Raw genomic sequence first — 26,895 nt, 5'->3', positions numbered from 1 at the left:
TCGGTGCTGGGCTGGAAAGGATGGCGATCAGAAGGGCGGCGAACCGGCGGCCGAGGCGGCGTTCTCGATCGGCACGGCAAACCCGATGCCGATGAAGGTGCGCTGCTGCGTCGGGTTGAGGATGGCGGTGACGATGCCGAGCACCTCGCCGTTCATGTTGACCAGCGGTCCGCCCGAGTTGCCCGGGTTGGCGGCCGCGTCGAACTGGATCAGGTTGCCCAGTTCCTGCTTGCCCTCGGGCGAGCGGAAGGAGCGCTTGAGGCCGGAGACCACGCCGGCCGAGACCGAGGGCCCGATGCCGAAGGGGAACCCGACCGCGGCCACCTGGTCGCCCGGCTGCAGGTCGGCGGTGGAGCGCATGACGGCCGGGATCAGGTCGTCGGGCAGCTTCTGTGCCTGCAGCACCGCGAGGTCGTTCTCGGGCTGCACGCCGGTGACGACCGCGGGCGCCTCGAGGCCGTCCGCGAACGTGACCCTGATCTTCTCGGAGCCCGCGACCACGTGCAGGTTTGTGAGGATGATGCCCTTGTCGACGATCACCACACCCGTGCCCACGCCGCGTTCGACCTCGCCCGGCGGCTCGTCGGCCTGTGCGTCCGGCGGCTTGCCCTTGGCCATATTGCGGCCGTGCTTCTGGAGCTGGGCCTCGGGGGTCTTCTTCTCGGGGCCGTAGCCCACCACCCGCACCACCGAGGGGCGGATGATCTCGGCGGCCTTGGCGGCCGGCGAGGGGAGGGTCGCCGTCTGCAGGGTACGCAGCACGGCCGCGTCGATGTCCTTCTGCGTGTACTGGCGCAAGTTCTGGCGCGGCCACAGCGCGACGCCGGTGGCGGCTGATCCGAGGCTGAGTGCCAGCAGCAGCGCGAAGCTGCGGCGACCGGGTTGCCAGCGTGATCTGGCGGCCGGCGGCTGAGCCGGAGCCGAGGCGCCGTCGGAGGCTTCGTCGGGCGGCTGCGGCGTCCCGCCATCGGCCGCGTCTTCGAGCGGCGTGCGGGGCGAGCGACTGTAAAAAGCTGGCCTTCGCATCGGGGCACCTCCGGCTAAAAAAGTCCACGCGTGAGGAGGCACGGTAGCACGCTTTCCGCGCCAGTGCATGCCTTCGGGCATCATCCGTCGATGGCCGTCTTCGTCGATACCCATTGCCACCTGGACGCGCCGGAATTCGGCGACGAGATGCCCGCGATCCGGGCGCGTGCAGCAGCGCGGAACGTGGCCCTGTGCGTGATTCCCGCGGTGGCCGCCGCCAACTTCGCAAGGGTGCGCGAACTCGCACACGCGCAGGATGACGCCTACGCGCTCGGCATCCATCCCATGTGCACCGGCGACGCAACTGACGAGCACCTGACGAAGCTCGAGGCCGAGCTGGCGGCGCGGCGCGACGATCCGCGCCTGGTGGCGGTGGGCGAGATCGGGCTCGACTTCTTCGTGCCGGGGCTCGACGCCGACAAGCAGGCACACTTCTTTCACACTCAGTTGCAGCTCGCGCGCAGGCACGGCTTGCCGGTGCTCATCCATGTGCGCCGCTCGGTGGACCAGGTGCTCAAGCACTTGCGCCAGGTGGCACCCGATGGACGCTGGCTGGGCATCGCCCATGCCTTCAACGGCAGCGCGCAGCAGGCGCAGGCCTGCATCGCGCTCGGCCTCAAGCTGGGCTTCGGCGGCGCCCTGACCTTCGAGCGAGCCCTGCAGCTGCGCCGGCTCGCCGTCGAGCTTCCGCTGGACGCCATCGTGCTGGAGACCGACTCCCCCGACATCCAGCCGCAGTGGCTCTACCGCACGCAGGCCCAGCGCGCGGCGGGCGAGCCGCAGGGGCGCAACGAGCCGGGCGAGCTGCCGCGCATCGCCGAGGTGCTGGCCGGCCTGCGAGGCATTGCGCCCGAGGCGCTCGCCGACGCCACCACGCGCAACGCTTTCTCGGCACTGCCGCGTCTCTCGGCGCTGATGGGCGCGTCGGTGGATCGCCTACGCCGCGCGTAGGCGAAGGGCGCGTGTTGTGCGGCGGTGCTTTTGGCACGCGCTTCCGGTGTCATCCTTGACCTTCGAGTGACCGTTGCAAGACGGTGGCAAGTTCGTCACTCCAACATCCAAAGGAGCTCCCCCTCATGAACACAACATCGATCCGCCTCATCCCCGCCGCGCTGGCGCTGGCTTTGGCGTCCATGGCCCTGTCGGCCGCCGCCCAGACCCAGCCCGTCCAGCCCGCCGAGCCGACCACGGTCCAGAAGGCGGAGAACGCCGGCGAGAAAGCCTGGGACGCGACCAAGAGCGGCACCAAGAAGGCGGTGAACGCCACCGAGAGCGGTGCCAAGAAGGCCTGGCACGCCACCAAGCGCGGCACGAAGAAAGCCGTGCACGCGACCGGCAACGCCGCCGGCAAGGCCGGCACGGCGGTGAGCAATACCGCGAGCACGGCCGCCGAAAAGACCCGCCAGACGGGCGACAAGATCGGCGAGAAGATCCCGGGCACGCCGCAGAACGAAGCCGCGAAGAAGCCCTGATGCCGCTTGACGGCCCGCAAAGCAAAACCCGCCGACGGCGGGTTTTTTACTTCTATGCTCGCGAGTGTGACGGATCGACGCGACGAGCCCCCGGACCCAATGCACGCAGTACTCACGGGCTTGGCACCGATCGTGTCGGAAGTCACGGTGCTGTTGATTCTCGGCAGCTTCCCGAGCGCGCGGTCCATCGCGCAGGGGCAGTATTATGCGCACCCGCAAAATCAGTTCTGGAGAATCTTGCAAGCCATCTGGCCCGACAGCCCACTGCCCATCGGGCCCGACAGCTATCGAAAGCGTAGCGATTGGCTGCTCGCACGCGGGCTCGGCGTGTGGGACGTGTACGCGCGCTGCCGGCGCGAGGGCAGCCTCGATTCGGCGATCCGCGACGCCGTCGTCAACGACATCGCGGGCCTGCGGCTGCCGGCGCTTGCCGGCATCGCGCACAACGGCGGCGAAAGCTTCAGGCACGCGCGGCACACGCGCACGCTGGGCGTGCCGGTGCATCGGCTGCCATCGTCCAGCGCGGCGCATGCTTCCTGCAGCTTCGAATGCAAGGCGGCGGCATGGCGCGAGGTGATCGCGCAGCACCTGCCCGTCCCATGAAGCGCGCCTTGCCTGAGGTCAACTTCTCCGACTTCGGGGACGTGCGCTACCTGCACTTGGGCACCGAGTGGGTCCAGGGCTCGATGAAGCTGGATGCGCCTTTCGAGATCGAGCTCGAGTACGTGCAGCGCATGATGGCCTGGCTGCTCTTCGCCGAACCGGCCGAGGTGCCGAAGCGCCATGCCATGCAGCTGGGCCTGGGTGCGGGCAGCCTCACCAAGTTCTGCCGCAAGGCGCTGCGCATGCGCACCACCGCGATCGAGCTCAACCCGCAGGTGGTGGCGGCCTGCCGCGGCTGGTTCAAGCTGCCGGCCGACGATGCCAAGCTGCGCGTGGTGGTTGCCGATGCGCAGACCGAGATCCGCAAGCCCGCATGGCTGGGCAGCGTCGACGCGCTGCAGGTCGACCTCTACGACCATGAGGCCGCGGCGCCAGTGCTCGACAGCGAGGACTTCTACGCCGACTGCCGCCGGCTGCTGACCGAGGGTGGCTGCATGACGGTCAATCTCTTCGGCCGCTCCTCGAGCTACGAGCGCAGCCTCGACAAGATCGCTGCCGCTTTCGGCGAAGACGCGCTGTGGGCTTTCCGGCCCACGCGCGAGGGCAACACCATCGTGCTGGCCCAGCGCAGCCCGAGCCGGCCCAAGCGCGCGGCGCTTGCCGAGCGCGCGCAAAGCATCCAGACTCGCTGGGCCTTGCCCGCGCCCAAGTGGCTGCGGGTGTTCAAACCGATCGCAGACCGATGAACGCAGCGACCTCTCCCGCCTCCGCGTCCGCCGCTCGCCACGAAGGGCCGCTCAATCTGCGGCACCTGATCGAGTGGCTCGCCAAGGATCGCGTGATCTCGCCCGAGGAGGCCAAGCGGACGATGGCGCGCTGTGCCCAGGCCGAGAGCCGGCAGCCGCCGCTGGTGCGGCTGGCCAATGTGGCGATGACGCGCCAGGGCGACGGCAAGCCGCTCGACCTGGAGATGCTGACGGAATGGCTGGCCGGCCGTGCCGGCCTCGCGTACCTGCGCATCGATCCGCTGCGCGTCGACGTCGGCAAGGTGGCCGACACCATGAGCGCGGCCTATGCCGAGCGCCACAAGGTGCTGCCGGTGCAGGTGACGCCGGCCGAGGTGGTGGTGGCCACCGCCGAGCCTTTCCTCACCGACTGGATCGCCGAAGTCGAGCGGCAGGCGCGCCGCCCGGTGCGGCGCGTGGTCGCGAATCCGACGGACATCCAGCGCTACACGGCCGAGTTCTTCTCGCTCGCCAAGTCGGTGCGCGCGGCGCAGAAGGCCGGCGGCAACGCGGGCAGCGCGAGCTTCGAGCAGCTGGTCGAGCTGGGCAAGAGCAACAAGCAGCTCGACGCCAACGACCAGAGCGTGGTGCAGGTGGTGGACTGGCTGTGGCAGTACGCCTTCGACCAGCGCGCCAGCGACATCCACCTGGAGCCGCGGCGCGAGCAGGGCGTGATCCGCTTCCGCATCGACGGCGTGCTGCACCCGGCCTACCAGATGCCGATGGGCGTGATGAACGCGATGGTCTCGCGCATCAAGCTGCTGGGCCGCATGGACGTGGTCGAGAAGCGCCGCCCGCTCGACGGCCGCATCAAGACCCGCAACATGCGCGGCGACGAGGTCGAAATGCGTCTGTCGACGCTGCCCACCGCCTTCGGCGAAAAGATGGTGATGCGCATCTTCGACCCCGACACCGCGGTGAAGGACCTCGACGCGCTCGGCTTCGCCCAGCACGACGCGAAGCGCTGGGAGCAGCTGGTGACGCGGCCGCACGGGATCATCCTCGTCACCGGGCCGACCGGCTCGGGCAAGACCACCACGCTGTACTCGACGCTCAAGCGGGTGGCGACGGAAGAGGTCAACGTCAGCACCGTGGAAGACCCGATCGAGATGATCGAGCCCTCCTTCAACCAGACGCAGGTGCAGCCGCAGCTGGACTTCGGCTTCATCGAGGGCCTGCGCGCGCTGATGCGGCAGGACCCGGACATCATCATGGTGGGCGAGGTCCGCGACCTCGCCACCGCCGAAATGGCGGTCCAGGCCGCGCTCACCGGGCACCTGGTGTTCAGCACCCTGCACACCAACGATGCGCCCAGCGCCATCACCCGGCTGATGGAGCTGGGCGTGCCCAACTACCTCATCAACGCCACCATGCTCGGCGTGCTGGCGCAGCGCCTGGTGCGCACTCTCTGCCCGCATTGCAAGACGCCCGACGAGAGCGTCACGCGCGAGCAGCTCGGTGCCTTCGTCAAGCCCTGGCAGATCACCGGCTCGGTGCGCGCGTACAAGCCGGTCGGCTGCGTCGACTGCCGCATGACGGGCTATCGCGGCCGCATGGGCCTCTACGAACTGCTCACCGTCAGCGAGCCCTTCAAGACCCTGGTCGACAAGGAGCCGAACGTCGGCGCGCTGCGGCACCAGGCCGTGGCCGACGGCATGCGGCCGCTGCGGCTGGCCGGCGCCCTGCGCGTCGCCGAAGGGTTGACCACCGTGGACGAAGTCCTGAGCGCTACGCCGCCGCTCGAATAGGGCCTCCGGCGCTCGAAATACAGCGCCCGGGCGCAGGTCGCGCCCCGGGATAACCCTAGCTTCACGTTAGGTGATTCCCACATCGAACCTGACCTACAGCTGACTCAAAATCCGCTGTTCGAAATTTTCGAGGGGACACTTCGTGAAGATCAAAAGTCAGAAGGACTTTTTCGCGGGTCTGATGTTCACCGTCGTCGGCATTGCCTTCGCGTGGGGAGCGACGACCTACAACGTGGGCACCGGCGCCCGCATGGGACCGGGCTACTTTCCGATGATGCTCGGCATCCTGCTGGGCGTGCTGGGCGCCATCGTCATCTTCGGCGCGCTCACCATCGAGACGGTGGACGGCGAGCGGGTGGGCAGCATCGCCTGGCGGCCGCTGGGCTACATCATCGGCGCCAATCTCGTCTTCGGCATCCTGCTGGGCGGCCTGCCCAGCATCGGCTTGCCGGCCATGGGCCTGATCGCCGCGATCTACGCGCTGGTGCTGATCGCCGGCCTCGCGGGCGAGCAGTACCAAATCAAGTCCAGCCTGATCCTCGCCACCATCCTGGCGGTGGGGAGCTACGTTGCCTTCGTGGTCCTGCTCAAGCTGCAGTTCCAGGTCTGGCCCACCTTCATCACCGGCTGAGAGAGACAACATCATGGATCTCGTCAACAACCTCACCATCGGGTTCACCGCGGCCTTCACGCTGCAGAACCTCATCTACGCCTTCGTCGGCTGCCTGCTGGGCACGCTGATCGGCGTGCTGCCGGGCATCGGCCCGGTCGCCACCATCGCCATGCTGCTGCCGGCCACCTACGCGCTGCCGCCGGTGGCTGCGCTGATCATGCTGGCCGGCATCTACTACGGCTCGCAGTACGGCGGCTCCACCACCGCGATCCTGGTCAACCTGCCGGGCGAGTCCTCCTCGGTGGTGACCGTCATCGACGGCCACCAGATGGCCAAGCAGGGGAGAGGAGGGGCCGCGCTCGCGGCCGCCGGCCTGGGCTCCTTCTTCGCCGGCTGCGTGGGCACGCTCATCCTGGCCGCCTTCGCGCCGCCGCTGACTGAATTGGCCTTCAAGTTCGGCCCGGCCGAGTACTTCTCGCTGATGGTGCTGGGCCTGATCGGTGCCGTGGTGCTGGCCTCGGGCTCGCTGCTCAAGGCGATCTGCATGATCGTGCTGGGCCTGCTGATCGGCCTGGTCGGCACCGACGTCAACTCGGGCGTCGCGCGCTACAGCTTCGACATTCCGGAGCTGACCGACGGCATCGGCTTCATCGTGATCGCGATGGGTGTGTTCGGCTATGGCGAGATCATCTCCAACCTCTCGCGCCCCGAAGAAGACCGCCAGGTCTTCACCTCCGAAGTGCACCACCTCTGGCCCACCAAGGAAGACTTCAAGAACATGACGCCGGCGGTGCTGCGCGGCACCACGCTGGGTTGCGCGCTGGGCATCCTGCCGGGCGGCGGCGCGCTGCTGTCGGCCTTCGCGGCCTACACGCTCGAGAAGAAGATGCGGCTCAAGGCCGGCGAGATCCCGTTCGGCAAGGGCAACATCCGCGGCGTCGCCGGCCCCGAGGCCGCCAACAACGCCGGCGCGCAGACCTCCTTCATCCCGCTGCTCACGCTGGGCATTCCGCCCAACCCCGTGATGGCGCTGATGGTCGGCGCCATGACCATCCACAACATCCAGCCGGGCCCGCAGGTGATGACCAGCAACCCCGAGCTGTTCTGGGGCCTGATCGCTTCCATGTGGATCGGCAACCTCATGCTGATCATCCTGAACCTGCCGCTGATCGGCATCTGGATCAAGCTGCTGTCCATTCCTTACCGCTGGCTGTTTCCGGCCATCGTGCTGTTCTGCGCGATCGGCGTGTACTCGACCAACAACAACACCTTCGACGTCTGGATGGTCGCGATCTTCGGTGTCATCGGCTACCTGTTCATCAAGCTGGGCTGCGAGCCGGCGCCGCTGCTGCTCGGGCTGATCCTCGGCCCGATGATGGAAGAGAACCTGCGGCGCGCGCTGCTGTTGTCGCGCGGGACCTGGAGCGTGTTCGTCACGCGCCCGATCTCGGCCGGCTTGCTGGCCGCCGCCGCGCTGATGGTCGTGATCGTGCTGCTGCCGGCCGTGAAATCGAAGCGCGAAGAGGCCTTCGTCGAGGAATAGGCGCCTTCCAAGGCTGCGCGCCACGCAAAGGCCGCCTGCGGGCGGCCTTTGCGCTTGTGCGGTACCGGCGCAGAGGCGTCAGAATCGGAGGCATGAAAATGAAAAGATCCTCCTTCCTGCGCGCCGGCACCCTGGCGTTGTGCGCGGCAGCATGGAGCGCCGCCTGGCCGCAGCAGGCCTATCCCGGCAAGCCCATCCGGCTGATCGTGCCTTTCCCGGCAGGGGGCGCGACCGATCTCTTCGCGCGCACGCTGTCGCAGAAGATGGGCGAGAAGCTGGGCACGACGCTGGTCATCGACAACAAGCCGGGTGCCGGCGGCGCCATCGGCTCCGACCTCGCGGCCAAGGCGCCGGCCGACGGCTACACGCTGCTGCTGGCCACCACCAGCACGCATTCGATCGGCCCCTCCGTCAATGCGAAGCTGCCCTACGACACGGTGCGCGACTTCACGCCCATCGCGCACGTGGGCGACGCGCCCAGCATCATGCTCGTGCCCAACAGCTCGCCGGCGAAGACGGTGCGCGAATGGATCGAGTACGCGAAGAAGAACCCCGGCAAGCTCAACTACGCCTCCAGCGGCAACGGCACCATCGTTCAGCTCACGGCGGAGCTCTTCAAGGCGCAGGCCGGCGTGTTCGTCACGCACATCCCGTACAAGGGCACGGCGCTGGCAATCCCCGACCTGATCAGCGGCAAGATCGACGTGCTCTTCGACGCGCTGCCCACCGGCATGCCGCACGTGCGCGAAGGGCGGCTGCGTGCCCTGGGCGTGACCTCGCTGAAGCGCAGTCCGCTGGCACCCGAGCTGCCGGCCATCGCCGACGTGCTGCCCGGCTTCGAGTCGAACACCTGGTTCGGCCTCTATGGCCCGAAGGGCCTTCCCTCCGATCTCGTGGCGCGCGTGAATGCCGCGGCCAACGAGGCGGTGAGCGACCCCGAGGTGCGCGACAAGCTCTCCCGGCTCGGCATCACGCCGGCCACCGGTACGCCCGCGCAGTTCGCGGCGATGGTGGCGCAGGACGCCGCCAAGTGGAAGAAGATCATCATCGAACGCAAGATCGTCAGCGACTGAAACCATGAAATTCGACTACGCCAACCCCTACACCTCCACCCGCATCCCCGTCTTCGCCCGCAACGTCGTCTCGACCTCGCATCCATTGGCCGCCCAGGCCGGCCTGCGCATCCTTCAACAGGGCGGCAATGCGGTCGACGCTGCCGTCGCCACGGCGGCCGTGATGACCCTGGTCGAGCCCGTCAGCAACGGTCTGGGGAGCGATGCATTCTGCATCCTGTGGGACGGCGAGCGGCTGCATGGACTCAATGCCTCCGGCTGCTCGCCGGCAGCCTGGACCCCCGAGTACTTCCAGCGCAAGTACGGCAAGGACGCCGCCGCGCCGCCGCAGCGCGGCATCGATTCGGTGAGCGTGCCCGGCGCCGTGGGCAGCTGGGTCGCGTTGTCCGAGCACTTCGGCAAGCTGCCCTTCGGGGACCTGATGGCGCCGGCCATCGAGATCGCCGAGCGCGGCTATCTGGTGCCCCCTGTCGTGCAGCAGAAATGGGCAGCCGCCACGCCGATCCTGCAATCGCAGCCCGGCTTCGCCGAGGCCTTCCTGCCCTGGGGCCGCGCCCCCGAGATCGGCGAGCTGTTCCGCTTCCCGGCCGCGGCGCGCGCGCTGAAGGCCATCGCCGCCACCAAGGGCGACGCCTTCTACAGCGGCGAGATTGCCGAGGCGATCGAGAAGTTCTCGTCCGCCCACGGCGGCAGTCTCAAGGTCCGCGACCTGGCCAACTGGAAGCCCGAATGGGCGGCGCCGATCGCGCAGGACTACCGCGGCTACTCGGTGCACGAGATGCCGCCCAACGGCCAGGGCATCGCCGCGCTGATCGCGCTGGGCATCCTGCAGAACTTCGACATGGCCTCGATGCCGCCCGATTCGGTGGCCTCGCAGCACCTGCAGATCGAGGCGATGAAGCTGGCCTTCGCCGACACCTACCGCTACGTGTCCGACCCATCGTCGATGGAGGTGTCCCCGCTGCAAATGCTCGATGGCGCCTATCTCGCCTCCCGTGCCAGACTCATCGACGTGAACAAGGCACAGGACTTCAAGGCCGGCAACCCCGTCAAGGGCGGCACCATCTACCTCACCGCGGCCGACGAGAACGGCATGATGGTGAGCTTCATCCAGAGCAACTTCATGGGCTTCGGTTCCGGCTGCGTGGAGCCGTCCTTCGGCATCAGCCTGCAGAACCGCGGCCACGGCTTCAGCCTGAATGCCAACAGCCCCAACGTCGTCGAGCCGCGCAAGCGCCCCTTCCACACCATCATCCCGGCCTTCCTCACGAAGGACGGCCAGCCGGTGATGAGCTTCGGCGTGATGGGCGGCAACATGCAGCCGCAGGGGCACATGCAGACCCTGGTGCGCATGCTGGACCACGGCCAGAACCCGCAGGCGGCCTGCGACGCGCCGCGCTGGCGCTTCAACCAGGGACTGGCGATCAACGCCGAAGGGACGATGAAGCCCGATGTCGTGCAAGGCCTCGGCGCACTCGGCCACCAGGTCGAGGTCATCCAGGACTCCTATTTCGACTTCGGCGCCGGCCAGTTCATCTGGCGTGCCGGCGACCCGTCGGTCGAAGGCTACGTGGCCGCGAGCGACGCGCGCCGCGACGGCCTCGCCGCAGGGTTCTGATCCCCGATGTCCTCCGTGCAGGCCGTCGCCGCGGGGCAGGTCCACGAGCCCAAGCGCATCGGGCCCGGGCTGGCGCTCGCCTCGCTCGGCGCCATCGCCTTCAGCGGCAAGGCCATCATCGTCAAGCTGGCCTATCGCTACGGGGTGGACGCGGTCACGCTGATCATGCTGCGCATGCTGTTCGCGCTGCCGCTGTTCGCGCTCATGGCGTGGTGGGCCGGGCGCGGCAAGCCGGCACTGACGCGGCGCGACTGGACGGGCGTGATCGGCCTGGGTTTCTCGGGCTACTACCTTTCCAGCTTCCTGGACTTCGCCGGCCTGGCCTACATCACGGCCAGCCTGGAGCGGCTGATCCTCTACCTCAACCCGACGCTGGTGCTGCTGTTCGGCTGGATCGTGTATCGCCGCCGGATCTCCCGCTGGCAGGCGGCCGGCATGGCGATCAGCTACGCGGGCGTGCTGCTGGTCTTCGGCCACGAGCTGCAGATGGGCCAGGGCGCGGCGGCCGCCTGGGGCACCTCGCTCGTCTTCCTGAGCGCGGTGAGCTATGCGGTCTACCTCGTGGCCAGCGGCGAGTTCGTCAAGCGCCTCGGATCGCTGCGCCTCGTGGGGCTCGCGACCAGCGTGGCCTGCGTGCTGTGCATCGCGCAGTTCCTGCTGCTGCGGCCGGTGGAAACCGCCTTCCAGGTGGCGCCCGAGGTGATCTGGCTGTCGGTGCTCAACGCCGTCGTGTGCACCGCTCTGCCGGTGCTCGCCGTGATGATGGCCATCGAGCGCATCGGGCCCGCGATTGCCGCGCAGACCGGCATGATCGGTCCGATGTCGACCATCCTGATGGGCGTGCTGATCCTCGGCGAGCCTTTCACCGCGTGGATCGCGGCCGGCACCGTGCTGGTGATCGCCGGCATCTTTGTCTTCACACGTACAGGGCGCTGACCGCCCGAAGGAAATCGACCATGGATCTCGGAATCTCAGGCAGGACGGCGCTGGTTTGCGGCGCCAGCAAGGGGCTCGGCTACGGCTGCGCCGAGGCGCTGGTGCGCGAGGGCGTCAACGTGCTGATCGTGGCGCGTGGCGCCGAGGCGCTGGCGGAAGCGGCGAAGAAGCTGGAAGCGGCGGCCACGGTCCACGGGAGCGCAGTCAAGCCCTGGGTGCGGCAGGTGGCCGCAGACATCACGACGGTCGAAGGCCGCGCCGCGGCCTTCGCGCTGCACAAGGATTTCGACATCGTCGTCACCAACGCCGGCGGCCCGCCCCCCGGCGATTTCCGCGACTGGGACCGCGAGGCCTGGATCCGGGCGGTCGACGCCAACATGCTCACGCCCATCGAGCTGATCAAGGCCACCGTCGACGGCATGGCGGCGCGGGGCTTCGGGCGCATCGTCAACATCACCTCCAGCTCGGTGAAAGCGCCGATCGACATCCTGGGGTTGTCCAACGGCGCGCGCAGCGGGCTCACCGGCTTCGTCGCAGGCGTGGCGCGCAGCGGCATCGCGGCCAAGGGCGTGACCCTCAACAACCTGCTGCCGGGCTCCTTCGACACCGACCGCCTGAAGGGCACCATGGCCGGCGCCGCCAGGAAGTCCGGTCAGGACTTCGACACCGTGTGGGAAAGCCGCAAGAAGAACATTCCGGCGAAGCGCTTCGGCACGCCGGAGGAGTTCGGCGCGATCTGCGCGTTCTTGTGCAGCGTGCAGGCCGGCTACCTCACCGGGCAGAACATCCTGGCCGATGGCGGCGCCTACCCGGGCACTTACTGAGTCACCGGCGCGAAGACACCCAGATCCCGCCCACGATGAGCGCGAAAGCGCCGCCGTGGTACCAGTGCGGCAGCTCCTTCAGGAAGGCGGCCGACATCAGCGCGGCGAACAGCGGCGTGAGGTTGCTGAAGAAGCCGGCCACCTGCGGACCGGCGCGCTGCACGCCGGCGCCCCAGCAGCGGTAGGCCAGGATGGCGGGCCCGAGCACGATGAAGGCCAACGCGGCGGCCAGTGTCCAGCCGCCGTCGACATGCCCGTCGGAAAGCGCCCATTCGCCGGCCGCGAAGGCGCCCGACCAGGCCATGCCGAACACCAGCTGTGCCATCAGGAAGAAGGACCAGTCCTGGCGCACGGCCGCAGGCTCGCGCGTGCCCGCGAGCATCCAGCTGTAGAAGGCCCACGAGATCGTGGCCAGCATCATGTAGAGATCGCCGGGCACCAGCCGCAAGGCCAGCAGCTCGCTCCAGCGGCCCCGGCTCAGCACGAGCAGCACGCCCAGCATCGAGAGCGCGGCACCGGCGATTTCTTGCGGGCGCACGCGGGCGCCGAAGAACAGCATGCCGGTCGCGAGCATCCACAGCGGCATGCTGGAGCCGACCAGCGTGACGTTGATCGGCGTCGAGGTCTGCAGCGCGAGGTACTGCAGCGCGTTGTAGCAGCCGATGCCGAGCAGGCCGAGCAGCGCATAGCGCTTCCAGTGCAGCCACAGCGGGCTTTCGCGGCGCAGCACCGCAAACGCGACGGGCAGCAGCAGCACGAAGGCGAGCAGCCAGCGAATGAAGTTCAGGGTCATCGGCGAGACCAGCTCGCGCACCACGCGGCCGACCACTGCATTGCCGGCCCAGAGCAGCGGCGGCAGCGTGAGCAGCAGGGCGGTGGAAGGCGTGAGGCGCTGGGTCATGGACAGGAGAAGGTGCCGGAGGGGGGCCGAGAATACCTGTGTTCGGCGCCGGCTTTGCAGGCTGTCTACGATGTGCAGCTTTCGTGCATGCCCATTCGAAGCAAAGGAAAGCCATGACCCGCAGCAAAGCCGTTCGCATCGATCGCAATGGCGGTCCCGAGGAACTGAAGATCGTCGAGGTCGAGGTCGGCGAACCCGGCCCGGGCGAAATCCGCATTCGCCACCATGCGGTCGGCCTCAATTTCATCGACATCTACCAACGCAGCGGCCTCTATGGCCTGCCGGTGCCCTTACAGCTCGGCATGGAAGCTGCCGGTGTGGTCGAGGCGGTGGGCGAAGGCGTCGTGCACCTGAAGGCCGGTGACCGCGCCGCCTATGCCAGCCAGCCGCCCGGCGCTTACAGCGAGCTGCGCGTGATGCCGGCAAAGAACGTCTGCAAGCTCCCCGACGCGATCTCCTTCGAGACCGGCGCGGCCATGATGCTCAAGGGCCTGACCGCGCAGTACCTGCTCAAGAAGACGCTGCCTGCCGAGGGCCTGCAGCCCGGGGATTTCATCCTCTTCCACGCGGCCGCCGGCGGCGTCGGCCTGATCGCCTGCCAGTGGGCCAAGGCGCTGGGGCTGCAACTCATCGGCACCGCCGGCACCGACGCCAAGTGCAAGCTGGCGCTGGAGCACGGCGCCGCGCACGCGATCAACTACAGCACCGAGAACTTCGCCGAGCGCGTCAAGGAGATCACGGGCGGCAAGGGTGTGAAGGTGGTCTACGACTCGGTGGGCAAGGACACCTTCGAGGGCTCGCTGAACTGCCTGCGGCCCTTCGGCCTGCTGGCGATCTTCGGCAACGGCTCGGGCCCGGTGCCGCCGGTCAACCTCGGCGTGCTCGCCTCCAAGGGGTCGCTCTACATCACACGGCCCACGCTGTTCACGCACATTGCGACGCGCGAGAGCACGCAGGCGATGGCCGATGACCTGTTCGCGGCAGTGACCAGCGGTGCCGTGAAGATCCCGATCGCGCAGCGCTATCCGCTGGCCGAGGTGCAGCAGGCGCACCGCGATCTCGAGGCGCGCAAGACCACGGGCTGCACCATCCTCACGCTGTAAAAAGAATCTTCACTCGATCGGACTGAGGCGCGAATCGCGCACGCGGGTGCGCGACAGCGCGCCGGCCGAGTCGAGGATCGGGTAGGCGATCGAGCAGATGTGGGAGTTGATGCGCTTGAGCTCGCTGATCAGGTCGATGTGCAGCGAGCTGGTCTCGATGCTGGAGGCGGTCTGCTCCGACAGCCGCTCCAGGTGCGTGGAGGCATAGGCGCGCTCCAGGTCGCGGAAGCGTGCCTTCTCCTCCAGCAGCTTCTGGGCGTCGCGCACGTTGGCGTTGAGGAACACGCTCATGGAGAGGCGCAGGTTGGCGAGCAGCCGCTCGTGCAGCTCGATGATCTCGCGCATGCCGGCGGCCGAGAAGTTGCGCTGCTTCTTGATCTTCTTGTCCTCGATGTCGATGATCACCCGCTCGATGATGTCGCCGATCTGCTCCATGTTGATGGTGAAGCTGATGATGTCGGTCCAGCGCCGGCTCTCCTCCTCGCCCAGCGCCTCGCGCGAGATCTTGGTCAGGTAGTACTTGATCGCCGAGTAGAGCTCGTCGACCGTGTCGTCGAGCTTGCGCAGCTCGGCCGCCAGCCGCAGGTCGTTGTCGCGGATGACCTTGAGCATGCCGATCAGCATGGTCTCGACCACGTCGGCCTGGTGCAGGGCCTCGCGCGCGGCGTTGGAGATCGCCAGCGTGGGCGTGGACAGGGCAGAGGGGTCGAGGTGCCGCGGCCGCTGCATGGCGGCGGACTCCGTCGACACCGGCAGCAGCCGGGCCACCAGCCGCGCGACCAGGTCGGTGAGCCCGATGAAGCCGATGCTGATGACCAGGTTGAAGCCCAGGTGAAACAGCACCACCAGCTGCGTGGCGTCCGAGATGTAGGGCCGGGCCTCGCGCAGGTAGAGGCCGACGAAGGGCGCCGCGATCGCCACGCCCAACACCTTGAAGAGCAGGTTGCCGACGGTGACCTGGCGCACTGCGATGGCCGATTTCGCGGTGGTCAGCACCGCCAGCAGGCCGCTGCCCAGGTTGGCGCCCAGCACCAGGCCGAGCGCCACGTCCAGCGGCACCACGCTGGAGCTGGCCATGGCCGCCACCAGCAGCACCACCGCCAGGCTGGAGTAGGCCGCGATCGCCAGCGCGGCGCCGATGGTGATCTCCAGCAGTACGTCGCTGCCGAGCGAGGCCAGGAGCTCCAGCACCGCGGGCGATGAGAACAGCGGGCCGGTGGCCTCGACCACCAGCTGCAGCGCCAGCAGCATCAGGCCGAGGCCGATCAGCACCCGCCCGACGCGCCCCGCCACGGTCGAGCCGCGCGTGATGAAGAGCACCACGCCGACGAAGATGAAAAGCGGCGACAGCCAGGAGAGGTCGGCCGAGAACAGCACCGACATCAGCGCCGTGCCGACGTCGGCCCCACGCATCACGGCCAGGGCGGCCGGCAACGCCACCAGGCCCTGGCCGACGAAGGACGAGGTCATGAGCGAGGTGGCAGTGCTCGATTGCACCAGCGCCGTCACGCCGACGCCGGAGAGCGCGGCCGTGAAGCGGTTGCGCATGCTGTGCACCAGGATCTTGCGCAGGTTGGCGCCGAAGACGCGCAGCACGCCGGTGCGGACGAGATGGGTTCCCCATACCAGCAGCGCGACGGCGGCCAGCAGATTCAAGAGATGCTTCATGGGATGCGATGACTATACGCGCCGCCATGAGCCTTTCAATCGATCAGCATGCCTTGGTCGTGGAAGGGATAGGGCCCTTCGAAGCTGCCGCTCGCGGCCAGGTGCGTGACCAGCCGGCCGCCGTCCCACGCGTGGATGCGGAAGCCGGGCGGCTCCAGCATCCAGGCCGAGGACGCGTCGGGCGAGAGGTCGAGCATGACCTGGTGCGCGGGGGATGGCGAGGTCGAGGCGATGCTGCCGCCGAAGCGCACGTCGATCGCGCGATGCAGGTGGCCGCAGATCACGCGCTCGACGTTCGGATGGCGGGCGACCAGCGCCTCGAGCGCGGCGGCGCCTTGTAGCAGGCCGATCTCGTCCATGTGGCCGATGAGCGTGGCGAAAGGCGGGTGGTGCATGGCGATCACCACCGGCTCGCCGCGATGGAGATCGAGCTGCGCTTCGAGCCAGGCCAGGCGCTGTTCGCACAAGGTGCCATGGCTGTGGCCGGGCACGCAGGTGTCGAGCGCGAGCAGCCACAGCGCGCCGACCTGCACCGCGTATTGGACGAAGCCCTCGCCGCCCAGGTAGCCATGCCCTGGAAAGCTGCGGCGCAGCTGATCGCGGTCATCGTGGTTGCCCGGCATCAGGTACACCGGCATCGGAAGCGGTGCCAGTAGTTCGTCGAGATGGGCGTACTCGGGCGCGCGCCCGAAATCGCTGAGGTCGCCGGTGATCACCACGGCGGTGGGCGACTGCCTGAGCTGCAGGATGGATTGGACGGCGCGCCGCAGGTACGGCGCGGTGTCGAGCCGCCCGTAGGCGAGGCGGCCGGGTTCGCGGATGTGCAGATCGCTGAGCTGGACGAGAAGGCTGGTCATGCGGCGGACTCCTGCGGGTTCATGGGTGCAACTTCGGCTGCCGGGCGAGCGCCTTCCGGCGGCCGGGCGGCGCTCATCAGGCGTGCGGGCTCGATCCGGATGCCGACACTGTCGCCGGCGCGAAAGGCGCTGTCGCGGCCCACGTCGGCCACGAGCGGCGGCTGCCCTTCGGCGCGCAGGCGGAGCTGGACGCGGTCGCCGAGAAAGGTGCGCTGCTCGACGCGGGCCTCGCCCCAGCCGGCCTGCGGCGGGCCGACCTCGATGTCCTCGGGGCGCACCAGCAGCGCGTCGTGGTCCCGCCACGCCATGGGGCAATCGATGCAGGCGCCGCCGATGTGCAGCACACCCTGGCGGACGGCCTCGGGCGTGCGTTCCAGGCGATTCACGCGGCCGAGGAACTCGGCCACGAAGGAATGCTGCGGCGACCGGTAAAGCGTTTCGCCGTGCCCGATCTGCACGATGCGGCCGGCGCTCATCACCGCCAGCCGGTCGGCGATCGCCATCGCCTCCTGCTGGTCATGCGTGACGTGGATGGCCGTGATGTGCAGCCGCCGCAGCAGCTCGGCCAGCTCATCGCGCAGCGACTCCTTCAGCTTGGCGTCGAGGGCCGCCAGCGGCTCGTCCAGCAGCAGCACGCGCGGACGCACCGCCACCGCGCGCGCCAGCGCCACGCGCTGGCGCTGGCCGCCCGACAGTTCGGCGGGGCGCTTCTTCTCGAGCCCTCCGAGCCGCGTGAGCTCGATCAGCTCGCCGACCTGGCGGCGTTCCTCGGCCGCCGCCACGCCGCGGATGCGCAAGCCGTAGCCGATGTTCGCTTCCACCGTCATCTGCGGAAAGAGGGCGTAGCTCTGGAACACCATGCCGACGCCGCGCTGCTCCACCGGCCGCTGCGTGACCTCCTGCCCGCCGAAGAGGATGCGGCCGCCCGCATCGGGCGATTCCAGGCCGGCGATCAGGCGCAGCAGGGTGGTCTTGCCGCAGCCGGAGGGGCCGAGCAGCGCGAGGACTTCGCCGGGCTCGACGTGCAGCGTGGTCGGCTGCAGGCCGCGCGTGCCGTCGGCGTAGGTCTTGGCGACGCCGAGGACGTCGACCGGGATGCGCTCAAGTTCCATGGTGTTTCTGGACCTGGTGAGCCAGGTATTGCAGGCCCCACAGGACCGGCAGGATGACGATGAAGAAGACCAGCGTGTAGGCCGAGCCGATTTCCAGGCGCATCGACGCATAGCTGTCGGCCAGCCCGACGGGCAGGGTGCGCGTCAGGGGCGTGTGCAGCATCCAGGTGAGATTGAACTCGCCGACCGACAGCGTGAAGACCATCAGGCTGCCGGCCACGATGGCCGGGAACACGGCAGGCACCAGCACGCCGAGGAAACGCTGGCGGAAGTTGGCGCCGAGCGAGCGCGCAGCCTCCTCCAGCGCGCGCAGCTCCTCGCGCTGAAAGGCCGAGCCGACGGTGCGCACCATGAAGGGCAGCGTGAACACGACATGGCCCACGAGGATGAAGGCGAAGCTCTGGCGGAAGGCGGTGAGCTGGCCGTAGGCCAGGATCAGCGCGAGCGCCGTGGCGAGCCCGGGCACGGCCACCGGCAGCGTCAGCAGCTCCTCGAAGAAGCGCGCGCTGCGCGTGCGGCTGCGCGCCAGCGCGTAGGCGCAGGGCACGCCGAGCAGCAGCGTGCCGATCACACAGCCCAGTGCCAGTGCGATCGACCAGCCGACGGTGCTGCCGTAAACCTCCCAGACTTCTTGGAGCCAGCGCAGGGTCAGGCCGCTCTTCAGGCCCGCGCTGTAGTTGTTGACCAGGCCGGCCATGACCGACAGCAGCATCGGCGCGAGCATGAACAGGCTCACGAGCAGCGTGATGCTCAGCAGGAAGGGGGCGGGCGTCGTGGTGGTGCGCATGGTGGGCTGCCTATCGCGTGGGATCGGCGCCGAAGTGACGGGCCATGAACAGGACCGCCCAGGTCACGAGGCCGAGGGCGATCGACAGCGAGGCTGCAAGCGCGAAGTTGGCGTAGTTGGTGAACTCGTTGTAGATCGTGATCGGGATCACCTCGAACTTGCTCGCCAGCGTGAAGGCGGTGCCGAAGGCGCCCATCGAAGTGGCGAACAGGATGGCGCCGCAGGCCAGCGTGGTGGGTGCGAGCTCGGGAACCCAGACGTCGCGCATCACGCGCAGGCGCGAGGCGCCGAGCGAGCGCGCGGCTTCTTCCAACTGCAGGTTCATCGCCTCGGCGGCCGCGGCGTAGGTGGCGATGGCGCGCGGCAGCGAAAAATAGAGGTAGGACAGGAAGAGCCCGAGCAGGCCGTAGGCGAAGGTGATGCGCTCCAGGCCGAAGGCCGCGCCCAGGTCGGCGACCAGGCCTTGCCGCCCGCCCAGCAGGATCACGAAGAAGCCGATGATCACGCCGGGGAAGGACAAGGGCAGCGTCAGCAGCGACAGCAGCAGACGCTTGCCGGGGAAGGCATGGCGCGCGAGGTAGATGCCGACCGCGGCCCCCAGCACCAGCGTCGCCACCGTCACGGCCAACGAGAGCGCCAGCGTGTCGAGCATGCTCGCGAGGTAGCGGCTGTCGGTGAGCACGGCCAGGTAGGTCTGCCAGCCCTGCGCGGCCGGCAATGCGACCAGGCGCAGCACCGGCAGCAGCCAGAAGGCGAGGAAGAACACGGCCGCCGGGGCCAGGCAGGCCGGCAGCAGCCAGCGCGGGTGGGTCGTTGCGGCGGCCTTCATGTCCCGCTCAGCGCACTTCCTTCAGGTAGCGGTCCGAAAAGGCGCGCTGCGCCTGCGCCATGCGGCCGTAATCGACGGTCTTGGCGCGGGCGTATTCGGCGGCCGGCAGGAACTGCGCCTCGACGTCCTTGGGCATGGCGCCGGCACGCACCGGCCGCAGGTAGGCCTTGGCCCAGAGCGCCTGGCCCTCGTCGGAGAGCACGAAGTCCAGCACCTTCTTGCCCTCCGCCGCATGCGGTGCCCTGGCGACCAGGCTCATCACGTAGGGCACCGCGATCGTGCCTTCGCTGGGGATCACGAACTCGACGTTGGCCTTGTCCTTGTACTTGGCGCGATAGGCATTGAAGTCGTAGTCCAGCAGGATCGCGATCTCGCCGGAGAGCACGCGCGCATACGAGGTCTGCTTGGGCACGATGGGCTCGTTCTTCTGCAGCGCCTTGAAGTAGGTCATGGCGGGTTCGAAGTTGTCCAGCGTGCCGCCGCGCGCCTCGTTGACCGCGACCGCGCCCACGTAGCCGACGAAGGCCGACGCCGGATCGAGGTAGCCGATCAGGCCCTTGTACTCGGGCTTGAGCAGGTCGGCCCAGGACTTGGGCACCGGCTTGCCGCGCAGCGCATCGACGTTGACCATGAAGCCGAGCGTGCCCGAGTGGATGGTGAACCACTGGCCTGCCGGATCCTTCAGGCCATCGGGAATGTCTTTCCACGCGGCGGGCTTGTAGGCCTCGACCACGCCCTCCTTCTGGGCCTGGATGGCGAAGGTGACGCCGAGGTAGGTCACGTCGGCCACGGGGCTGGCCTTCTCTGCCACGAGCTGCGCCAGGGCCTGGCCCGAGTTCTTGTTGTCCGGCGGGACGGTGATGCCCGTCTTGGCCTTGATGGCGCGCAGCTGCGTACCCCAGTCGGCCCATTCGGTCGGGCAGTTGTAGCAGATGGCCGTCTGCGCCATGGCGGTCCCGGCAGCGAGGCCGAGGACCAGCAGGCCGGCGCGGGCCATGCGATGAAGAGGCAGGGACATGGGTACTCCTTGGTGGTGGATGCGGGAAGCGTGAAGTCAGGGTGGCGGCGCGCATGACTCGCCCATGCGCAGCGCATGCGGCAGCAAGAGGCTCGCCTCGGGGCCGGGCGCGACATCGCCGGCAAGCGCGTTCACCAGCAGTTCGACGCCGAGGCGGCCGATGTCGATGTTGGGCTGGACCACGGTGCTGAGCGCCGGCGTGAGGTCTTCGCCGAGTGCGATGCCGTCGAAGCCGATGACGCTGAGCGCGCGGGGCACCTGCAGGCCGCTGCGGTGCGCGGCCCGGATGCTGCGGATGGCGAGCAGGTCGTTGGAGCAGACGAGCGCGGTGGGGCGCGGCGTGGTGGCGAGGAAGCGCGTCAGCGCGTCTACCGCGGTTTCGACGAAAGGCACCTCGACCACCGGCGGCGCTTCGAGGCCGGCGGAGGACATGCCTTGCAGGAATCCTCGCCAGCGCTGCTGCGCCCGGTCCGACGCCGCCAGCGTGCCGCTGATCATCGCGATCCGCCGATGCCCGAGCCCGACGAGGTGCGCCACGGCGGCCGCGGTCGCGGCTTCGTTGTCCACCGAGATGCAGGGGTGCGTCGCATGGCGGTTGTAGGCCAGCACATAAGGCAGGCCGGCCCCGCGCAGGCGCTGAAGCGCGGTCGACGTGGCCGGGTTCGACACGACCAGCATCAGGCCGTCGACGTTGCCGGCCATCAGCCTGTGCACCGCACGCTCCTCCTCGTCGACCTGGTAGGCGGTGGTCACGGGGCTGATTGCATAGCCGCCCGCCACGGCGGCCTGCGCGATGCCCTGCAGGCATTCCGCAAACACCGGGTTCAACATCGTGGGCAGCACCACGCCGAGGATCCGGCTGCGCTGGGTGCGCAGCGTCCGGGCGCTGGAGTTGGGCAGGTAGCCCAGCTCGCGCGCCGCCTGTTCCACCTGGGCGCGCGTGGGCGGCGAGACCTTCTCGGGCAGGTTGAAGACGCGCGAGACCGTGGCCACGGAGACCCCGGCTTTTCTCGCGACGGCTTGGATGCTCATGGTGCTGCGCGTTCGATGTAATCGATTACATTGAAGCGCAGCAGTATGACGACGTCGTGACGCCGGCCAAGGAGGGCAAACCCTCCCGCAGGAGGAGCGATGATGCGGCGCTTACTTGCCGCGGCGCACCCGTCGCAGCTCGTCGAGGATCAGGCAGATCGCACCGAGCGTGATGGCGCTGTCGGCGATGTTGAAGGCCGGAAAGTGGCGGCCCGCCAAGTGGAAGTCGAGGAAGTCCACCACGTAGCCGTGCATCATCCGGTCGACCACGTTGCCGATCGCGCCGCCGAGGATCGCGGCCATGGCGAAGGAGAAAAGCTTCTGGCCGGCATGCGACCGCAGCATCCACACCACGAACAACGCCGCCGCCACGCCGATGGCGGTGAAGAACCAGCGTTGCCAGCCCGCCGCATCCGCGAGGAAGGAGAAGGCGGCGCCGGTGTTGTGGGCGCGCACGATGTTGAAGAAGCTGGTGATGTAGGTGGCATCGCCCAGCTTGTAGTAGCCCAGGATCAGCGTCTTGGTGAACTGGTCGAGGATCAGGATCACCAAAGCCAGCGCCAGCCAGGGCCAGATGCCGGTGCGCGGCGAGGAGGCGAGGGAGCGGGTGGCGGCCATCAGGCGGCACTCCTGGCTTCGCCGGCGCCGAACAGGTTGCTGGTGCAGCGGCCGCACAGGCCGGGGTGCGCAGGGTCATGGCCGACGTCGTCGCGCCAGTGCCAGCAGCGCTCGCACTTGGCGGCGGTGCTGGGCGCGACCTGCACCGCCACGGCATCGCCCCGCGCCAGCTCGACAGCCGAGGTGATGAAGACGAACTTGAGGTCTTCGCCGAGCGAGGCGAGCAGGGCATGGTCCTCGGCCGGCACCGCGAGCTTCACGTTGGCCTGCAGCGAGGAGCCGACCTGGCCGGCCGCGCGCACGTTCTCGATCTCTTTATTGACCGCATCGCGGATCTCGCGGATGCGCGACCACCGGGCCAGGAGGGCCTCGTCGGGCTGGCCCAGGTCGCAGTAGACCTGGGTGAAGATCGACTCGCCGTTACCGCAGAACTTCCAGGCCTCTTCCGCCGTGAAGCTGAGGAACGGGGCCATCCAGCGCAGCATGGCCTGGGTGATGTGCCACAGCGCGGTCTGCGCGCTGCGCCGCGCGCGCGAGCCGGGCGCGGTGGTGTAGAGCCGGTCCTTCAGGATGTCGAGGTAGAAGGCGCCCAGGTCCTCCGAGCAGTAGACCTGCAGTTTGGCCACCACCGGATGGAACTCGTAGACCTTGTAGTGCGCCAGCACCTCGGCCTGGAACTGCGCGGCGCGGCTCAAGGCGTAGCGGTCGATCTCGAGCAGCTCGGCGAGCGGCACCGCGTCCTTCGCGATATCGAAGTCGCTGGTGTTGGCGAGCAGGAAGCGCAGCGTGTTGCGGATGCGGCGGTAGGCATCGACCACGCGGGCAAGGATCTTGTCGTCGCCGGCGATGTCGCCGGAGTAGTCGCTGGCCGCGACCCAGAGGCGGATGATCTCGGCGCCCAGCTTCTTGTTCACTTCCTGCGGCTCGATGCCGTTGCCGAGCGACTTGCTCATCTTGCGGCCCTGGCTGTCGACGGTGAAGCCATGCGTCAGCAGGCCCTTGTAGGGCGCCCGGCCCTCGAGCGCGCAGGCGATCAGCAGCGAGGAGTGGAACCAGCCGCGGTGCTGGTCGTGGCCTTCGAGGTACAGGTCGGCCTCGGGGCCGGTCTCGTGGTGCCCGTTCGCATGCGTGCCGCGCAGCACATGCGAGAAGGTGGAGCCCGAGTCGAACCACACCTCCAGGATGTCGGTGCTCTTGGTGTAAAGGGGCGCGTCGCCGGCGCCGAGGATCTCCTCGGCGGTCACGCGGCTCCAGGCCTCGATGCCTCCCTTTTCGACGATGGCGGCCGCCTGGTCGAGGATTTCCATGGTGCGCGGATGCAGCTCGCCCGTGTCCTTGTGCAGGAAGAAGGGAATGGGCACGCCCCAGCTGCGCTGGCGGCTGATGCACCAGTCGGGCCGGTTGGCGATCATGTCGTGCAGGCGCGCCTTGCCGTTCTCGGGATAGAAGCCGGTTTCTTCGATGGCCTCCAGCGCCATCTGGCGCAGGGTCTTCGGGGCCTTGTCCTTGGTGAACACGCCTTCACCCTCGTCCATGCGCACGAACCACTGGGCCGCGGCGCGGTAGATCACCGGCGTCTTGTGGCGCCAGCAGTGCGGGTAGCTGTGGGTGATGGTCTCGGTGGCCAGCAGCCGTCCGGCATCGCGAAGCGCCTGGATGATGTGCGGCACCGCCTTCCAGATGTGCTGGCCGCCGAAGAGCGGGAAGTCGAGCGCGTAGGCACCGTTGCCTTGGACCGGATTCAGGATGTCGTCGTAGGCCAGGCCATGGGAGATGCAGGAATTGAAGTCGTCCAGGCCATAGGCGGGCGAGGAGTGGACGATGCCGGTGCCGTCGTCGGCGGTGGCGTAGTCGGCCAGGTAGACCGGCGACAGGCGGCGAAAGCCGGCATCGACCTCGTACAGCGGGTGCTCGAACTCGAGGCCGCCCAGCTTCTCGCCCTTGACGGTGGCCAGCACCCGGCCGTCGAGCGCATAGCGGTTCATGCACATCTCGACCAGCGAGGCAGCCAGGATCAGCAGGCCGCGGTCGGTGTCGACCAGCGCGTAGTCCAGCTCGGGGTTCAGGTTGAGCGCCTGGTTGGCGGGGAGGGTCCACGCGGTGGTGGTCCAGATCACGACGAAGGCGTCCTTGTCGAGCGCCGGCAGGCCGAAGGCCGCGGCCAGCTTCGCCGGGTCATGCGCCTTGAAGGCCACATCCACGGTGTTGGACTTCTTGTCCGCATACTCGATCTCGAACTCCGCCAGCGAGGAGCCGCAGTCGAAGCACCAGTACACCGGCTTGAGCCCCCGGTAGACGAAGCCCCGCTCGATCACGCGCTTGAAGGCGCGCAGCTCGCCGGCCTCGTTGGCGAAGTCCATCGTCTTGTACGGATGGTCCCATTCGCCCAGCACGCCCAGGCGCTGGAAGTCGCTCATCTGCTGCGCGATCTGCTCGGTGGCGTAGGCGCGGCTCCTGGCCTGCATCTCGTCGCGGCTCAGGCTGCGGCCGTACTTCTTTTCGATCGCGTTCTCGATCGGCAAGCCGTGGCAGTCCCAGCCGGGCACATAGAGCGCGTCGTAGCCCTCGAGCTGGCGCGCCTTGGTGATCATGTCCTTCAGGATCTTGTTGACGGCGTGGCCCATGTGGATCTGGCCGTTGGCGTAGGGCGGGCCGTCGTGAAGGATGAACTTGGGCGCGCCCCGGCGGGCGTCGCGCAGCCGGTGGTAGCGCCCTTCGTCGTTCCATTCCTGGACCCAGGCCGGCTCGCGCTTGGGCAGGTCGCCGCGCATCGGGAACGGAGTGTCGGGCAGGTTGAGGGTGGCGCGGTAGTCGGTGGTGGTGGAGGCGGCGTCAGCAGACATGATGAAGTTCGAAACAGGGGGCTTCGACAGGCTCGGCCCGAGCCCTGGTGGAGGCGTCGGTGCGAAGGAGAAAAAGCCGTCCGCCCTGAGCTTGCAGAAGGGCGGCAGCGCGGTCGGCCCGGTTAAATTCGATCGCGCGTGGTCTGGCGACGGGTCTCGGCGTGGGCGGAAGCGAAGAACGCACGTGCGTCGCGCCCATCCTTTGCGATGCCCGCCGTCAGGGCCTCGAGGCTGGTGTAGCGCAATTCGTCGTGCAGTTTGTGCAGCAGTTCCACGCGAACGATTTTACCGTAGCCCCCCTCCTCGCCAAGGCGGGCGGGCCAATCGAGGCAGTGGGTCTCGAGCAGAACCCGCCCGGCGTTCACGTCGTTGGCGTCGAGCGAGGGGCGCACACCGAGGTTGGCCACCCCGGGCAGCGGCTGCGCGTCCAGGCCGTGCACCAGCACCGCGAAGATGCCGCTGGCGGCCGGCTTCCAGTGCTTGAAGCGCAGGTTGAGCGTGCGGAAGCCGTCGTGACGTCCCGGCGCCGAGGCGCCCAGCGCGCGGCCGAGCTTGCGGCCGTGCACCACGTGGCCGGATATTGCGTAAGGCCGGCCGAGCAAGGTCTGCACATCGCTCATCCGGCCCTCGGTCAGGGCCTCGCGCACGGCGGAGCTGGACACGCGCAGGCCATGCACCTCGTAGCTGTTCATGCGCGCCACGTCGAAGCCGTTGGCTTCGCCGGCCGCATCGAGCATGGCGTAGTCGCCGGCACGCTTGGCGCCGAAGCGGAAGTCGTCGCCCACCAGCACGTAGCGCACGCCCAGGCCCTCGATCAGCACGTGCCGGATGAAATCCTCCGGCGTTTTGGAAGCCAGGCGTGCATCAAAAGGCAGCACGATCGTCTGGCTCACGCCGCTGGCGGCCAGGGCGCTGAGCTTGTCGCGCAAGGTGCCGATGCGCGCCGGCGCCAGTTCGGGCCGTTTGCTGAGCTGGGCGAAGTAGTCGCGCGGGTGAGGCTCGAAGGTGAGCACGCAACTGGGCAGGCCGCGCAGGCGCGCCTCGGTATTGAGCAGGCCCAGCATGGCCTGATGGCCGCGGTGCACACCGTCGAAATTGCCGATGGTCAGGGCGCAGGCCGGAGCCACGCCCGGATGCCTGAACCCCCGGAAAACCTGCATCGTCTGGTATCTTTTTGATAGCGCTTCGCGCCCGCCGAATGGGCCCACTGAGCGCTTTTTGTCACAAAGCCGGTATATTGTGACGCAGTGCGTCGTTCGCCAGTTGTCCGATGTACGCGATGTCCTGGTCTTTCCGTGGTTCTTCCCTTTGTGAGGAGGCGTGTGTGAAGGTCTTGAAGCTCTCGGCCCAGGGGCTGCCCCAGTCGTGGATCTCGCTGGAACAGGCGGTGATCCACTATGCGGCGGACGAAGTGCGCTGGGAAGTGGGCGCGCAGGTCGCGCTGTTCCGCGGCGGGCACAACGCGGTCACCGGCGAGCAGTCGCAGATCGCTGTCAACAGCATCATCGGGACCAAGGGGGTGCCGCGCATCAATCCCTTCGCCATGCGCCCGGGGCTGACCAACAGCAAGCTCTTCGCGCGCGACCGCAACATCTGCGCCTACTGCGGCGGCCACTTTCATGAGGAAGACCTGACGCGCGAGCACATCATCCCCTTCGCGCAGAACGGCATCGACAGCTGGATGAACGTGGTCACGGCGTGCAAGCCGTGCAACCACCGCAAGAGCAGCCGCACGCCCGAGCAGGCCAACATGCCGCTGCTCTACGCGCCCTACGTGCCTTCGCTTTGGGAAGACTTCATCCTGCGCAACCGCCGCATCCTGGCGGACCAGATGGAGTTCCTGATGGCGCATCTGCCGCACAACTCGAGGCTGCACGGCTAGCGCA

Annotated in this window: 25 protein-coding genes; 13 read left to right on the top strand and 12 right to left on the bottom strand. The window is 68.3% G+C overall.

Translation table 11 applies throughout. The annotated features are described in order from the left end of the window. Nucleotides 1-27 precede the first annotated feature (27 nt). The gene (locus J2739_RS20520; RefSeq protein ID WP_309905019.1) at nucleotides 28-1,026 is read right to left on the bottom strand and encodes a S1C family serine protease; all 999 of its coding nucleotides are present in this window, start codon (nucleotides 1,024-1,026) and stop codon (nucleotides 28-30) included. A gap of 90 nt (nucleotides 1,027-1,116) precedes the next feature. On the opposite strand from J2739_RS20520, the gene J2739_RS20515 reads away from it, so the two are divergent. The 11 genes from J2739_RS20515 (at nucleotide 1,117) to J2739_RS20465 (ending at nucleotide 12,241) form a co-directional block, all read left to right on the top strand. Next, the gene (locus J2739_RS20515) at nucleotides 1,117-1,977 is read left to right on the top strand and encodes a TatD family hydrolase (protein WP_309905018.1); all 861 of its coding nucleotides are present in this window, start codon (nucleotides 1,117-1,119) and stop codon (nucleotides 1,975-1,977) included. A gap of 125 nt (nucleotides 1,978-2,102) precedes the next feature. Further along, on the top strand, nucleotides 2,103-2,498 hold the full coding sequence (locus J2739_RS20510; RefSeq protein WP_309905016.1) for a hypothetical protein: 396 nt from the start codon (nucleotides 2,103-2,105) through the stop codon (nucleotides 2,496-2,498). A gap of 54 nt (nucleotides 2,499-2,552) precedes the next feature. Next, entirely contained in the window at nucleotides 2,553-3,101 is a 549-nt protein-coding gene (locus J2739_RS20505) for a DNA-deoxyinosine glycosylase (protein ID WP_405053925.1), read from the top strand. After that, on the top strand, nucleotides 3,098-3,847 hold the full coding sequence (locus tag J2739_RS20500) for a class I SAM-dependent methyltransferase (RefSeq protein WP_309905014.1): 750 nt from the start codon (nucleotides 3,098-3,100) through the stop codon (nucleotides 3,845-3,847). The genes J2739_RS20505 and J2739_RS20500 overlap by 4 nt, the downstream gene beginning before the upstream one ends. Beyond that, on the top strand, nucleotides 3,844-5,634 hold the full coding sequence (gene tfpB, locus J2739_RS20495) for a type IV pilus assembly ATPase TfpB (RefSeq protein WP_309905012.1): 1,791 nt from the start codon (nucleotides 3,844-3,846) through the stop codon (nucleotides 5,632-5,634). Before J2739_RS20500 ends, tfpB begins: the two co-directional genes overlap by 4 nt. A 142-nt stretch (nucleotides 5,635-5,776) precedes the next feature. Next, a complete protein-coding gene (locus tag J2739_RS20490) occupies nucleotides 5,777-6,265 on the top strand; it encodes a tripartite tricarboxylate transporter TctB family protein (RefSeq protein ID WP_309905010.1) in 489 nt (162 codons plus the stop codon). A 13-nt stretch (nucleotides 6,266-6,278) separates the two neighbouring features. Further along, on the top strand, nucleotides 6,279-7,790 hold the full coding sequence (locus tag J2739_RS20485) for a tripartite tricarboxylate transporter permease (protein WP_309905008.1): 1,512 nt from the start codon (nucleotides 6,279-6,281) through the stop codon (nucleotides 7,788-7,790). A 98-nt stretch (nucleotides 7,791-7,888) separates the two neighbouring features. After that, nucleotides 7,889-8,863, top strand: a complete 975-nt coding sequence (locus J2739_RS20480; protein ID WP_309905006.1) for a Bug family tripartite tricarboxylate transporter substrate binding protein — start codon at nucleotides 7,889-7,891, stop codon at nucleotides 8,861-8,863. Between the two features lie 4 nt (nucleotides 8,864-8,867). Next, the gene (locus tag J2739_RS20475) at nucleotides 8,868-10,481 is read left to right on the top strand and encodes a gamma-glutamyltransferase family protein (RefSeq protein WP_309905004.1); all 1,614 of its coding nucleotides are present in this window, start codon (nucleotides 8,868-8,870) and stop codon (nucleotides 10,479-10,481) included. A gap of 6 nt (nucleotides 10,482-10,487) precedes the next feature. Continuing rightward, the gene (locus J2739_RS20470) at nucleotides 10,488-11,417 is read left to right on the top strand and encodes a DMT family transporter (RefSeq protein WP_309905002.1); all 930 of its coding nucleotides are present in this window, start codon (nucleotides 10,488-10,490) and stop codon (nucleotides 11,415-11,417) included. A gap of 20 nt (nucleotides 11,418-11,437) precedes the next feature. Beyond that, complete coding sequence (locus J2739_RS20465) at nucleotides 11,438-12,241, top strand: SDR family oxidoreductase (RefSeq protein ID WP_309905001.1); 804 nt, start codon at nucleotides 11,438-11,440, stop codon at nucleotides 12,239-12,241. 1 nt (nucleotide 12,242) lies between these two features. On the opposite strand, the gene J2739_RS20460 is transcribed toward J2739_RS20465, so the two are convergent. Next, nucleotides 12,243-13,142, bottom strand: coding sequence for a DMT family transporter (locus tag J2739_RS20460; RefSeq protein ID WP_309904999.1), 900 nt, complete (start codon nucleotides 13,140-13,142; stop codon nucleotides 12,243-12,245). Between the two features lie 113 nt (nucleotides 13,143-13,255). On the opposite strand from J2739_RS20460, the gene J2739_RS20455 reads away from it, so the two are divergent. Further along, nucleotides 13,256-14,245 carry a quinone oxidoreductase family protein gene (locus J2739_RS20455; RefSeq protein WP_309904997.1) on the top strand — a complete coding sequence of 330 codons (990 nt, stop codon included), beginning with the start codon at nucleotides 13,256-13,258 and terminating at the stop codon, nucleotides 14,243-14,245. Nucleotides 14,246-14,254: 9 nt separating this feature from the next. Here the strand turns inward: J2739_RS20455 and J2739_RS20450 are convergent, their stop codons facing one another. The 10 genes from J2739_RS20450 to J2739_RS20405 all read right to left on the bottom strand — a co-directional run bounded on the left by J2739_RS20450 (nucleotide 14,255) and on the right by J2739_RS20405 (nucleotide 26,169). Then, complete coding sequence (locus J2739_RS20450) at nucleotides 14,255-15,913, bottom strand: Na/Pi cotransporter family protein (RefSeq protein WP_309904995.1); 1,659 nt, start codon at nucleotides 15,911-15,913, stop codon at nucleotides 14,255-14,257. Nucleotides 15,914-15,948: 35 nt separating this feature from the next. Further along, entirely contained in the window at nucleotides 15,949-16,770 is an 822-nt protein-coding gene (locus J2739_RS20445) for a phosphodiesterase (protein WP_309904992.1), read from the bottom strand. Continuing rightward, a complete protein-coding gene (locus J2739_RS20440) occupies nucleotides 16,767-17,882 on the bottom strand; it encodes an ABC transporter ATP-binding protein (RefSeq protein ID WP_309904990.1) in 1,116 nt (371 codons plus the stop codon). The genes J2739_RS20445 and J2739_RS20440 overlap by 4 nt, the downstream gene beginning before the upstream one ends. Further along, nucleotides 17,872-18,669 (bottom strand): ABC transporter permease, encoded by a 798-nt coding sequence (locus J2739_RS20435; RefSeq protein ID WP_309904987.1) that lies wholly within the window; start codon nucleotides 18,667-18,669, stop codon nucleotides 17,872-17,874. The genes J2739_RS20440 and J2739_RS20435 overlap by 11 nt, the downstream gene beginning before the upstream one ends. A 10-nt stretch (nucleotides 18,670-18,679) precedes the next feature. Further along, nucleotides 18,680-19,498: an ABC transporter permease gene (locus tag J2739_RS20430; protein ID WP_309904986.1), complete on the bottom strand. Its 819-nt coding sequence runs from the start codon at nucleotides 19,496-19,498 to the stop codon at nucleotides 18,680-18,682. A 7-nt stretch (nucleotides 19,499-19,505) separates the two neighbouring features. Then, nucleotides 19,506-20,516 carry an ABC transporter substrate-binding protein gene (locus J2739_RS20425; protein WP_309904984.1) on the bottom strand — a complete coding sequence of 337 codons (1,011 nt, stop codon included), beginning with the start codon at nucleotides 20,514-20,516 and terminating at the stop codon, nucleotides 19,506-19,508. 36 nt (nucleotides 20,517-20,552) lie between these two features. Beyond that, a complete protein-coding gene (locus J2739_RS20420) occupies nucleotides 20,553-21,548 on the bottom strand; it encodes a LacI family DNA-binding transcriptional regulator (RefSeq protein ID WP_309904982.1) in 996 nt (331 codons plus the stop codon). Between the two features lie 111 nt (nucleotides 21,549-21,659). Next, nucleotides 21,660-22,166 (bottom strand): signal peptidase II, encoded by a 507-nt coding sequence (gene lspA, locus J2739_RS20415; RefSeq protein ID WP_309904980.1) that lies wholly within the window; start codon nucleotides 22,164-22,166, stop codon nucleotides 21,660-21,662. Continuing rightward, nucleotides 22,166-25,009, bottom strand: a complete 2,844-nt coding sequence (gene ileS / locus J2739_RS20410; RefSeq protein ID WP_309904978.1) for an isoleucine--tRNA ligase — start codon at nucleotides 25,007-25,009, stop codon at nucleotides 22,166-22,168. Before ileS ends, lspA begins: the two co-directional genes overlap by 1 nt. A 122-nt stretch (nucleotides 25,010-25,131) precedes the next feature. Continuing rightward, nucleotides 25,132-26,169 carry a bifunctional riboflavin kinase/FAD synthetase gene (locus tag J2739_RS20405; RefSeq protein WP_309904975.1) on the bottom strand — a complete coding sequence of 346 codons (1,038 nt, stop codon included), beginning with the start codon at nucleotides 26,167-26,169 and terminating at the stop codon, nucleotides 25,132-25,134. A 164-nt stretch (nucleotides 26,170-26,333) separates the two neighbouring features. On the opposite strand from J2739_RS20405, the gene J2739_RS20400 reads away from it, so the two are divergent. Continuing rightward, nucleotides 26,334-26,891, top strand: coding sequence for an HNH endonuclease (locus tag J2739_RS20400; RefSeq protein WP_309904973.1), 558 nt, complete (start codon nucleotides 26,334-26,336; stop codon nucleotides 26,889-26,891). Nucleotides 26,892-26,895: the final 4 nt, after the last annotated feature.

The sequence above is a fragment of the Variovorax soli genome (genome assembly GCF_031454625.1).
In the GTDB taxonomy this organism is placed as follows: domain Bacteria; phylum Pseudomonadota; class Gammaproteobacteria; order Burkholderiales; family Burkholderiaceae_C; genus Variovorax; species Variovorax soli_A.
The sequence above is the reverse complement of the archived record's forward strand: the minus strand, read 5'-3'. Positions and strand labels throughout refer to the sequence as shown.

Coding starts and splice junctions, on each gene's coding strand:
- J2739_RS20520 (WP_309905019.1), bottom strand. CDS start 1,026: ATGCGAAGGCCAGCTTTTTACAGTCGCTCGCCCCGCACGCCGCTCGAA.
- J2739_RS20515 (WP_309905018.1), top strand. CDS start 1,117: ATGGCCGTCTTCGTCGATACCCATTGCCACCTGGACGCGCCGGAATTC.
- J2739_RS20510 (WP_309905016.1), top strand. CDS start 2,103: ATGAACACAACATCGATCCGCCTCATCCCCGCCGCGCTGGCGCTGGCT.
- J2739_RS20505 (WP_405053925.1), top strand. CDS start 2,553: ATGCTCGCGAGTGTGACGGATCGACGCGACGAGCCCCCGGACCCAATG.
- J2739_RS20500 (WP_309905014.1), top strand. CDS start 3,098: ATGAAGCGCGCCTTGCCTGAGGTCAACTTCTCCGACTTCGGGGACGTG.
- tfpB (WP_309905012.1), top strand. CDS start 3,844: ATGAACGCAGCGACCTCTCCCGCCTCCGCGTCCGCCGCTCGCCACGAA.
- J2739_RS20485 (WP_309905008.1), top strand. CDS start 6,279: ATGGATCTCGTCAACAACCTCACCATCGGGTTCACCGCGGCCTTCACG.
- J2739_RS20480 (WP_309905006.1), top strand. CDS start 7,889: ATGAAAAGATCCTCCTTCCTGCGCGCCGGCACCCTGGCGTTGTGCGCG.
- J2739_RS20475 (WP_309905004.1), top strand. CDS start 8,868: ATGAAATTCGACTACGCCAACCCCTACACCTCCACCCGCATCCCCGTC.
- J2739_RS20470 (WP_309905002.1), top strand. CDS start 10,488: ATGTCCTCCGTGCAGGCCGTCGCCGCGGGGCAGGTCCACGAGCCCAAG.
- J2739_RS20465 (WP_309905001.1), top strand. CDS start 11,438: ATGGATCTCGGAATCTCAGGCAGGACGGCGCTGGTTTGCGGCGCCAGC.
- J2739_RS20460 (WP_309904999.1), bottom strand. CDS start 13,142: ATGACCCAGCGCCTCACGCCTTCCACCGCCCTGCTGCTCACGCTGCCG.
- J2739_RS20455 (WP_309904997.1), top strand. CDS start 13,256: ATGACCCGCAGCAAAGCCGTTCGCATCGATCGCAATGGCGGTCCCGAG.
- J2739_RS20450 (WP_309904995.1), bottom strand. CDS start 15,913: ATGAAGCATCTCTTGAATCTGCTGGCCGCCGTCGCGCTGCTGGTATGG.
- J2739_RS20445 (WP_309904992.1), bottom strand. CDS start 16,770: ATGACCAGCCTTCTCGTCCAGCTCAGCGATCTGCACATCCGCGAACCC.
- J2739_RS20440 (WP_309904990.1), bottom strand. CDS start 17,882: ATGGAACTTGAGCGCATCCCGGTCGACGTCCTCGGCGTCGCCAAGACC.
- J2739_RS20435 (WP_309904987.1), bottom strand. CDS start 18,669: ATGCGCACCACCACGACGCCCGCCCCCTTCCTGCTGAGCATCACGCTG.
- J2739_RS20430 (WP_309904986.1), bottom strand. CDS start 19,498: ATGAAGGCCGCCGCAACGACCCACCCGCGCTGGCTGCTGCCGGCCTGC.
- J2739_RS20425 (WP_309904984.1), bottom strand. CDS start 20,516: ATGTCCCTGCCTCTTCATCGCATGGCCCGCGCCGGCCTGCTGGTCCTC.
- J2739_RS20420 (WP_309904982.1), bottom strand. CDS start 21,548: ATGAGCATCCAAGCCGTCGCGAGAAAAGCCGGGGTCTCCGTGGCCACG.
- lspA (WP_309904980.1), bottom strand. CDS start 22,166: ATGGCCGCCACCCGCTCCCTCGCCTCCTCGCCGCGCACCGGCATCTGG.
- ileS (WP_309904978.1), bottom strand. CDS start 25,009: ATGTCTGCTGACGCCGCCTCCACCACCACCGACTACCGCGCCACCCTC.
- J2739_RS20405 (WP_309904975.1), bottom strand. CDS start 26,169: ATGCAGGTTTTCCGGGGGTTCAGGCATCCGGGCGTGGCTCCGGCCTGC.